This is a genomic window from Xylanibacter rarus, from assembly GCF_001275135.1.
GTDB classification, from domain to species: domain Bacteria; phylum Bacteroidota; class Bacteroidia; order Bacteroidales; family Bacteroidaceae; genus Prevotella; species Prevotella rara.
The window spans coordinates 1-11,048 of sequence record NZ_LFQU01000052.1; the positions used below are offsets into that span (position 1 = coordinate 1).

Here is an 11,048-nt window from a genome sequence, read left to right on the forward strand (position 1 = left end):
CTTTGCAGGTAAGATAAGTCGTGTCTTGAAACAAAGGCCATGGCGTGGCCTGCAGGGCATGATTTCATTATGTATCTTTTACAATGAAAACCATAACTCGTGACCTATGAATATACTTTTAAACATAGCTTATAATACGGCTTTTGGCGAAGAACTCGTGTTGAATGTCATCAACGGCAGAGAGAACGGGGCAGACGTTGTTACTCCATACAGGATGAGCACGTCCGACGGAAAGGTGTGGACCTACAGTCTGAAACTTGACGCCAAGACCGGTGAATATATAGATTATTACTACAGCGTGGTGAGAGGCGAGAGCAATGTTGTGAGAAAGGAGTGGACCGTGGCTCCCCACAGGCTTGAACTCGGCGCCGCAAAGGGCGGCCGCATAGTTGCCTACGACCGCTGGATAGGCATACCCGACAACTCTTATCTTTACAGTTCGGCCTTCACCGACTGCATAAAGCGCCGCCGTCTGTCGGCACTGCCGCCTTCAGACCATGTGGCTACGCTGCGCATAAAGGTGCGCGCCCCGCAGCTCCGCGGCCATGAGCGCCTTGTGCTTGTGGGCAACGAGGTTACTCTGGGCACATGGGACGTGTTTAAGGGCCAGCAGATGTATGAGCACAACTACAACGAGTGGGTGGCAGACATCAATGCGCTGAAGATTTCAGGCAAGACAATAGAGTTTAAGTTTGTTGCCGTCGACGTGGCCGACACTGCCGAGATACTGTGGGAAGACCGCTTCAACCGCACCATCGATGTGCCTGTGCTGGAAAAGGACGACATCATGGTGTATGAACTCGACGACGCTTTCTTCCCGATATACAATATACGCTGCGCCGGAACTCAGGTGCCGGTGTTCTCGCTAAGGTCGAGGAGCAGCTTCGGCGTGGGCGACTTCGGCGACCTGAAGAAGATGATTGACTGGGTTGCCCTGACACAGCAGCGTGTGCTGCAGGTGCTGCCTATCAACGACTCAACCACCACCCACACATGGACCGACTCTTATCCCTACAGCTGCATAAGTATCTTTGCGCTGCATCCTCAGTATGCCGACCTCAACGCCCTGCCGCCTATTGCCGACAAGGCCGAACGCGAAAGGTTTGAGGCCCTGCGCCAGGAACTCAACGCCCTGCCGCAGATCGACTATGAGCGCGTGAACAACGCCAAGAACGAATATCTGCGCATAATATATGAGCAGGAAGGCAAGACTGTGATGGCTTCGGCCGAGTTTAAGGCTTTCTTTAAGGAGGCTGAATCGTGGCTGGTGCCTTACGGACAGTATTGCTATCTGCGCGACAAATACGGCACGGCAGACTTCAGCAAGTGGCCAGACCATCATGCGTTCGACGAGAGCGAGCGTCATGCCCTTTCTGTTCAGCGCAATGCAGCCTATAAGAACGTGGCCTACTATTATTTTGTGCAGTTTATCCTTAACTCACAGATGGCTGACGCCCATGAATACGCACGCTCAAAGGGCGTGATACTTAAGGGCGACATTCCTATCGGCGTAAACCGCTATGGCTGCGACGTATGGCAGGAGCCGCGCTACTTTAACCTTAACGGGCAGGCAGGTGCTCCGCCAGATGACTTCTCTGTGAATGGTCAGAACTGGGGCTTCCCGACATACAACTGGGACGAGATGATAAAGGACGGCTGCCGCTGGTGGGTGCGCCGCTTCTCAAACATGGCAAAATTCTTTGATGCCTACCGCATAGACCATGTGCTCGGCTTCTTCCGTATATGGGAGATACCTTACAATGCCGTACACGGTCTGCTGGGCCAGTTCTCGCCTGCACTCGGAATGACACGCGAGGAGATTGAGGCCTATGGCCTGCACTTCCAGGAAGAACTGTTCACCGAACCGTTCATCACCGACTGGGTGCTCGACCGCATGTTCGGCGAAAGGGCGGCAATGGTGCGCGACACTTATCTTGAGCCTGCACACGACGGCCGCTACCGCATGAAGCCCGAATATGACACACAGCGCAAGGTTGAGGCTGCCTTTGAGGGCAAGACCGACAAGGCCGACACCGACCTGCGCGACGGCCTGTATGCGCTGATAAGCGACGTGCTCTTTGTGCGCGACCATCGGGATCCCAATAAGTTCCATCCGCGCATATCAGTGCAGTTTGACTTCATCTACGAATCGCTCTACGACAGCGACAAGTTCCTGTTCAACAAGATATACAACGACTACTATTATCGCCGCAACAACCAGTTTTGGTATCGTGAGGCGATGAACAAGCTGCCCAAGCTGGTTGAGGCCACCCGCATGCTGGTGTGCGCCGAAGACCTGGGCATGGTGCCCGACTGTGTTCAGTGGGTGATGAACGAACTTAAGATACTCAGTCTCGAGCTACAGTCGATGCCCAAAGATCCGAGCGTGCGCTTCGGTGTGCTGTCGCGCAATCCTTACCGCTCGGTGTGCACGATATCAAGCCACGACACGCCGACGCTGCGCCAGTGGTGGGACGAGGATGCGAGCCGCACGCAAGACTACTATAACAACGTGCTGCAGAAATATGGCGCTGCGCCTCATCCGCTGCCCGGATGGCTTGCACGCGACATCATATCACGCCATCTGCTGTGCCCGTCCATGCTGTGCATACTGACCGTGCAGGACTGGCTGGCTGTAGACGAGAGCATACGCTTGGCCGACGCTAATGCAGAGCGCATAAACATACCTTCCAATCCGCGTCACTACTGGCGCTACAGGATGCATATGTGCATTGAAGACCTCATGGAGGCACACGACTATAACCAGAACATAACCGACCTTATCAAAGAGAGCGGACGTATGTAATTCTTTCATCATGATACACTGAAGGCGTGCAGGCCGGGCAGTCAGGCCTGCCGTCTTTTATGCCAGACATGAATTTCTAACCTATATTCAATATTAACTTAACTAATATGCGTAAGATTTTATTTGCATTGATGCTTCTGCCGATGCTGGCAATGGCGCAGACCGTAAAATCTCCCAACGGCAATGTGTCGGTGAAGTTCTCGCTCGACAACGGGCGACCTGTTTATGAAGTTAGCTACAAAAAACGGGCTGTCGTAAAGCCGAGTTATCTGGGACTTGAGCTGGCCAAGACAAAGCACGCCAGCAAGGGCATGGAGGAAACCAGCCTGATGGACGGTTTCGTAGTTGCCAAGACTGACACTTCAACATTCGACGAGACATGGAAGCCGGTGTGGGGCGAGACTGCCACAATACGCAACCACTACAATGAGCTCGCCGTTACGCTCAACCAGCCGGCAACAAAGCGCAACATCGTTATCCGTTTCCGTGTATACGACGACGGAATGGGCCTGCGCTACGAGTTTCCGCAGCAGGAAGAGCTCAACTATTTCGTTATAAAGGAAGAGCACACACAGTTTGCCATGGCCGGCGACCACAAGGCCTTCTGGATACCGGGCGACTACGACACGCAGGAGTATGAGACCGTGGAGTCGAAGCTCTCGGAGATACGCGGACTGATGAAGAGTGCCATAACACCAAACTCATCGCAGACCACATTCTCGCCGACAGGCGTGCAGACATCGCTGCAGATGAAGACCGACGACGGACTTTACATCAACATTCATGAGGCAGCCTGCGTAAACTATGCCACAATGCACCTTAACCTTGACGACAAGAACATGGTGTTTGAGTCGTGGCTCACACCCGACGCTCAAGGCTACAAGGGCTATATACAGACTCCGTTCAACACGCCGTGGCGCACGGTTATCGTGAGCGACGACGCACGCGACATGCTCTCTTCCAACCTCATTCTCAACCTCAACGAGCCTTGCGCGCTCGACGACGTAAGCTGGATACGTCCTATAAAATACTGCGGTGTGTGGTGGGATATGATTGTTGGCCGCGGCACATGGAGCTACACCAACGACCTTCCGTCGGTTCATCTCGGTGTTACCGACTACAGCAAGTGCAAGCCCAACGGCACACACTCTGCCAACAACGAGAACGTGAAGAAATACATCGACTTCGCTGCCGACAACGGACTCGACGAGGTGCTGGTTGAAGGATGGAACGAAGGATGGGAGGACTGGTTCGGACACTCAAAGCTCGACGTCTTCGACTTCATCACTCCTTATCCTGACTTCGACATCAAGATGCTCAACGAGTATGCCCACTCTAAGGGTGTCAAGCTGATGATGCACCATGAGACATCTTCGTCGGCATGGAACTATGAGCGCTGGATGGAGAAAGCATATGAGCTGATGAACAAGTATGGCTACGACGCCGTGAAGAGCGGCTACGTTGGCGACATCATTCCGCGCGGCGAGTACCACTACGGTCAGCTGATGAACAACCACTATCTGCGTGCCGTAAAGGAGGCTGCAAAGCATCATATCATGGTCAACGCACACGAGGCAACACGCCCTACAGGTCTTTGCCGCACATATCCTAACCTCGTGGGCAACGAGAGCGCACGCGGAACAGAGTATGAGGCGTTCGGCGGAAGCCGTCCCGATCACACTGTCGTGCTGCCGTTCACACGTCTTCAGGGAGGTCCGATGGACTACACTCCGGGTATTCTTGAAACTCAGCTCAACACATGGAGCGAGAACACTTCGTTTGTTCACACAACGCTCGTAGGCCAGCTGTCGCTTTATCTCGTTATGTACAGTCCGCTGCAGATGGCTGCCGACCTGCCCGAGAACTACATGAAGTATTATGATGCCTTCCAGTTCATACGCGACGTTGCCGTAGACTGGGACGACTCAAAATATCTCGAGGCCGAGCCGGGCGACTATATCACCGTTGCACGTAAGGCTAAAGGAACAGACAACTGGTTTGTCGGAGGTAAGTGTGACGAAAACGGACATAAGGCCGTCGTTAAGCTCGACTTCCTCGACAAGGGCCGCAAGTATGACTGCACGATATACGCCGATGCCAAGGACGCTCACTATGAGAAGAATCCTAAGGCATACGAGATAACACACAAGATTGTTAAGAAGGGCGACGTGCTCAAGCTGCAGGAAGCTCCCGGCGGAGGCTTTGCCGTGTCGCTCATCGCTCAATAACAATACAAAATACAGAAATGCGGAGAGGAAAGAAAACCTGACGTTTTCCAAAAGGCATCCTTTCAGGGTGCAAAAGGCCGTCTTTCTGCATGTAAAAGGCCACCTTTTGGAGCCTGAAAGGTGGCCTTTTATAATATCCTGACATACAGGATGTTATACCTTCTGTAGTAATATTTTATATGAACGACAAAAAATACCAGAAAACAATAAAGCATACCACAGTATGAAATTTAAAAAGATTCTTGTTATGGGCATCTTGTCCTTCTTGCTGGCACCAAAGGCCGGTGCACAGACCTTCAGCGAGGCTTGTTATACTCCGGGGCTTACCCGTTTTCAGCTCTTTGCTCCCGACAATGCAAAGCAGGTTACGCTGCGCATATACGACGACGGACAGGGCGGCAAGCCGGTGAAGACCGTTAAAATGAAGCGCACGGCAGCCGAGACATATTCTGCCGAGCTTAAAGGCGACCTGAAAGGCAAGTTCTACACCTTTGACACCGGGGCAGGAGAGTGCGCCGGAGTGTTTGCTAAGGCAGTGGGAGTAAACGGACAGAGAGCAGCCATCATAGACATGTCTGCCACTGATCCCGAAGGATGGGACACCGACCGCATAACCACGGTTGTAAGTCCGGCAGACCTCATTGTATATGAGATGCACCACCGCGACTTCTCTGTCGACTCTTCGTCGGGCCTTGTGAATAAAGGTAAGTTTTTGGCGCTGACAGAGCCTAAGGCTATAGAGCATCTGAAGAAACTGGGCGTAAATGCCGTACACATATTGCCGTCGTTCGACTACGCTTCGGTAGACGAGACACGCCTCAATGAACCTCAGTATAACTGGGGCTACGACCCTGTGAACTACAACGTGCCCGAAGGTTCTTACTCGACCGACCCCTATACGCCCGCAACACGCATTAAGGAGTTTAAGCAGATGGTGCAGGCTCTGCATAAGGCAGGCATACGCGTTATACTCGACGTGGTCTACAACCACACATTCAACATAGAGGGAAGCAACTTTGAGCGCACCTATCCCGGCTACTTCTACCGCAAGACAGCCGACGGACGCTGGTCTGACGGCTCGGGCTGCGGCAACGAGACGGCAAGCGAACGTCCTGCCATGCGCAAGTTTATGATAGAGTCGGTGCTGTATTGGGTTAAGGAATATCATATCGACGGTTTCCGCTTCGACCTCATGGGCGTTCATGACATAGAGACGATGAACCAGATACGTGCAGCGCTCAATAAGGAATATCCTGCAACAATTATATACGGCGAAGGCTGGTCGGCAGGTCCGTGTGCCTATCCGCAGGACAAGCTGGCCATGAAGGCCAACATGAGCAGCATGCCCGGCATATCTGCCTTTGGCGACGAGCTGCGCGATGCTCTGCGCGGTCCGTTCAACGATGACCACAAGGGTGCATTCCTGGCAGCCGTTCCCGGCAACGAGGAGAGCATAAAGTTCGGCATAGCCGGAGCAATCTGCCATCCGCAGGTAGACATGACAAAGGTAAACTACAGCAAGGAAGCATGGGCTGCAGAGCCTGTGCAGATGCTCAGCTACGTGAGCTGTCACGACGACATGTGCCTAGTTGACCGTCTGCGCACAAGCATTCCGGGCATAGGCATGGACGAGCTTATACGTCTCGACCTGCTTGCACAGACTGCCGTTATGACATCGCAGGGCATGCCGTTCATCCTGAGCGGCGAGGAGATGCTGCGCGACAAGAAGGGCGTGCACAACAGCTTTAACTCGCCCGACAGCATCAACCGCATCGACTGGACAAACCTTGAGAAGTATCCGCAGGTGATGGACTATTACAGCAAGCTCATCTCGCTGCGCAAGAATCATCCGGCATTCCGCCTCGGCACGGCCGACAAGGTGCGCCGTCATCTTGAGTTCCTGCCCGTGCAGGACAATCTCGTGGCCTTCCGCCTGAAAGACAATGCCGGAGGCGACGCATGGAAGAACATCATCGTGGTGCTCAACTCTGCCAAGGAGGCACGCACCGTAGCCGTTCCTGAAGGCAGCTACACAGTTGTCTGCCGCGACGGCGTTATCAACGAGAGCGGACTCGGCATTGTCAGCGGCAGCGAAGTGAACGTTCCGGCGCAGTCGGCACTCATCATTCACGACTGACATGCCGCGTAGATGAATGTAAGACATCACCCGACTGAAAATAATAACATAAACAAATAACCAAATAATCATGAACAGATTAGTTTTATCTTTAAGCTTATTGCTCAGCATTATGACAATGAAAGCAGCGGTAAAGATAGACCGCATTGAACCTACAGACTGGTTTGTGGGAATGAAGAACACGTCACTGCAACTGATGGTCTACGGCGAAGGCATCAAGACAGCAGACGTTACAACGGATTATCCCGGCGTAAAGGTGGACAGCCTGGTGCGCCTCGACAGTCCTAATTATCTCTTGGTCTACCTTAATCTTGACGGAGCGCAGCCCGGAACAATGACGCTCAACTTCAAGAACAACGGCTCGACAAAGAAAGTTAAGTATCTGCTTAAGGCACGCGAGATGAGCGGCGACAAGCGCATGGGCTTCACCAACGCCGACGTGCTCTACATGCTCATGCCCGACCGCTTTGCCGACGGCAGCCAGAAGAACAACGCCGTGAAGACAAAGTACAGCTACAAGATAGACCGCTCGCAGCCGAGCCTGCGCCACGGAGGCGACCTTGAGGGCATACGTCAGCACCTCGACTACTTCAAGGAGCTGGGCGTTACGGCGTTGTGGTTTACTCCCGTGCTTGAGAACGACTCACCCGACAACGGCGTCAACAGCTCTTATCACGGCTATGCCACAACCGACTATTACAAGGTTGACCCCCGCTTCGGCACCAACGAGGAGTATCGCAAGCTCATCGACGAGGCTCATCAGAAGGGGCTGAAGGTGGTTATGGACATGATTTTCAACCATTGCGGCTATGAGCATCCATGGATAAAGGACATGCCTTCTAAAGACTGGCTCAACACTCCCGAATGGCTTTCTGCCGGAGAGAAGACCGGAAGAGACGTAACCACAGGCTATGTTGACGGCAGCGGCAAGGTTAACGACCTCTATCTGCAGACAAGCTATAAGCTTACTCCGGTGGTTGATCCATATGTAAGCGACATCGACCTGCACGAGACTGTTGACGGATGGTTTGTTCCGTCTATGCCCGACCTTAACCAGAAGAATCCTCATGTCATTAAATATCTTATCCAGAACAGCGAGTGGTGGATAGAGACCGTTGGTATCGACGGCATACGCATGGACACTTATCCTTATGCCGATGCCGACGCCATGGCCCTCTGGATGAAGACTCTCGACGAGGAATATCCTAACTTCAACGTTGTAGGCGAGACATGGGTAACTGAGCCGGCATATACAGCCGCGTGGCAGAAAGACTCTAAGATAGCCAAGAAGAACAGCTATCTGAAGACGGTGATGGACTTCAGCTTCTACGACAAGATAAACATGGCGAAGAAGGAGAACACCGACGACTGGTGGAACGGATACAACCGCATATACAACAGTCTGGTTTACGACTATCTTTATCCTAACCCGTCGAGCGTCATGGCTTTCATCGAGAATCACGACACCGACCGCTTCCTCGGCAACGACAAGGACACAACGGCACTGAAGCAGGCTCTTGCACTGCTGCTCACCGTAAACCGCATACCGCAGCTCTATTATGGCACTGAAATCCTGATGAACGGCACAAAGGAAGTTACCGACGGCAACGTGCGCAAGGACTTCCCCGGCGGTTTCAAGGGCGACGAGCGCAATGCCTTTGCTGCTGAAGGACGCACAAAGGCCGAGAACGCAATGTTCACATGGCTGAGCAATCTGCTCCACTGGCGTCAGGGCAACGACGTGATAATCAAGGGCAGCCAGAAGCAGTTTATACCTTATAAGGGCGTATATGTCATTGCACGTCAGTATAACGGCAAGACCGTAATGACCGTTATCAACGGCACACGCAAGGATGCCGCTCTCTCTGTTAAGCGCTATGCCGAAGTTATCGGACAGACAAAGCAGGCACGCGACGTGCTGACTGGCAGCAGCGTGGCTCTTGATAAAGACCTGAAGCTCACTCCGCGTCAGGTGCTCGTGCTCGAGTTCTAAACAATATAGCCGGCCGCCTTCAGCGGGCAAATCTGCTGTAGGCGGTGCGGCGATAACTCTCCTGGCCGTTGAAACATAACGGCTGTTTGGAGGAAAAGACCGAAAATGTCTTAGTTTTTTCATAAGCCCACAACAGTTTAACAGCGGTCTGATACCGATGTTAGTTTTATAGGGGCTGCAAGCATGAAGATGCTTGTCGTTTAACCTGCGCCATGCCGTTTCTGTTCGATTGGCGCAGGTTTTTTGTTTTTTAACCCAAATCAGTCATAAGGATTCGGTCGGGATTTTTGTTTTATATTAACGTGAGTTCGACGAATTTAGAATAATGCAAGCTGTGTGTCTATAGTTCTCGTAACATTGATACATGGCTTCTTAGGAAAACAGCAATATGCCGCAATTGCACGCAAGAGGTTAACGATAAAATTATCAAAGGCCCTATGCCTTGAATGTTCCACCTGTGCTATATTTTTGAGTTCATCATTGACTGTTTCAATAACGGCTCGTTTCCTGAGAAGCAGTCTGTCAGAAACGGACATCAGTGCACCTTTCATATTGTTCTTCAACTTGGTTATAAGTTGTATTCCATCAACGAATAATCTCTGAAACAGATTCTTTCCTATATACCCCTTGTCCCCGACAAGCTTTCCATATATAAATTCTACAAAGGCTTTATATTCAAGCGGTTTACGGTCATCAACATCCCCCGGCGTAATCATAAAATTCAGAAGTTCTCCACGTTCGTTGCATATCAAATGTAGCTTGAATCCGAAGAACCACCCCATGGAGCATCTTCCTCTTTGTGCTATTCCCTTGAACGTTTTATGAATATGTATTCTCTGGTTCTTGCATACCCGTAAAGGAGTGCTGTCAACAAAACTGATGCCTGTACATTTGCCCAAAAGTACCTTCTTGATGAATATGGCCAGCGGGGGATGGCGACGTCTTTTTCCAATTCAACAAAACGGTTGTAAGAAACGACCTTTGGAAAGAAATGGCGCATATGTTTGCAGACTTTTTCCTGATAGAAATGCTTCAGACAACGGTATCCTGAGTCATGGAAAAGTATCATGATGAGCATGATTTCCGCCTTGGACATGGTAGAATCACGGTGATATTTGCGCTTTGCGGTTGGTTTAAGCGTATATTTTGCCGTCATAGCATCAAAAAATTTGCAGAATTGAAAATCAGCGAAGCTAAATCGTCTGCCATACAAAATAATTCTATAACTTTGCTCTCGGTGTCATAGCGATTATTGTTTGTAATACTTTGTAATTCAGCACTATAAAGTTACAACAATTTTCGCTAATCACCAAATTTACACGCATTTACAATTCGTCGAACTTACGTTAATAAAGGTAAGAAACAGCTTTGAGTTATCTGCATTTATATTCATTTTATGCGACTGCGTTGCTTCTTGTTTCAAACTTAGAGGTCATTATGTCTGTATTTTTGCCTTATATTGAGAGGCTTTTTTATTATATTTTCTATAAGCATAGTGGTTATGTAAAGAAAAAGCGAACAAAATAATTGCTGAAAACATGAATGCACAATATAGCTAAAGCTATGTGTGATTTAATGACCGATTGGGCTAAAATAATTCTATTACTGTCATAGGATAATATTTTTGAATATCTATTTTTTATATTTAATTGCTTTTAGATTTTATGACTCCATAGAAATTTATTTGGAATGAAATTCTATGGAACCAGTTTGCAGTTTTCTTCCTTTTGAATTCAAACTCATTTAAATTCTGCCATCGGTCTTTAAAATTTGCTATTAGCGTATGATTTTCATCCATCCCTGCCTGTTTTATTTCCCGTTCCTGTGTCATAAGTTTGCTTATTTCTTTTGTAAAATATAATAATGTGAATGGCGTAAGAATTA

5 protein-coding genes and 1 pseudogene are annotated in these 11,048 nt (G+C 50.3%); 4 read left to right on the forward strand and 2 right to left on the reverse strand.

All coding sequences use genetic code 11. The features are described 5' to 3' along the window. Positions 1-106: 106 nt before the first annotated feature. From ACU52_RS14200 to ACU52_RS14215, 4 genes are all read left to right on the forward strand, one after another. Positions 107-2,806, forward strand: a complete 2,700-nt coding sequence (locus ACU52_RS14200; RefSeq protein WP_053399276.1) for a 4-alpha-glucanotransferase — start codon at positions 107-109, stop codon at positions 2,804-2,806. Between the two features lie 107 nt (positions 2,807-2,913). Next, a complete protein-coding gene (locus tag ACU52_RS14205; RefSeq protein ID WP_053399277.1) occupies positions 2,914-5,034 on the forward strand; it encodes a glycoside hydrolase family 97 protein in 2,121 nt (706 codons plus the stop codon). 223 nt (positions 5,035-5,257) lie between these two features. Next, positions 5,258-7,171: a type I pullulanase gene (gene pulA, locus ACU52_RS14210; protein ID WP_053399278.1), complete on the forward strand. Its 1,914-nt coding sequence runs from the start codon at positions 5,258-5,260 to the stop codon at positions 7,169-7,171. A gap of 70 nt (positions 7,172-7,241) precedes the next feature. Beyond that, a complete protein-coding gene (locus ACU52_RS14215; protein WP_053399279.1) occupies positions 7,242-9,164 on the forward strand; it encodes an alpha-amylase family glycosyl hydrolase in 1,923 nt (640 codons plus the stop codon). 317 nt (positions 9,165-9,481) lie between these two features. Here ACU52_RS14215 and ACU52_RS14220 read toward each other — a convergent pair. After that, positions 9,482-10,373, reverse strand: a pseudogene (locus ACU52_RS14220) (IS982 family transposase). Positions 10,374-10,809: 436 nt separating this feature from the next. After that, positions 10,810-11,048 (reverse strand): hypothetical protein (locus ACU52_RS14225; protein ID WP_204374667.1); only part of this gene is annotated, 239 nt, incomplete at its 5' end.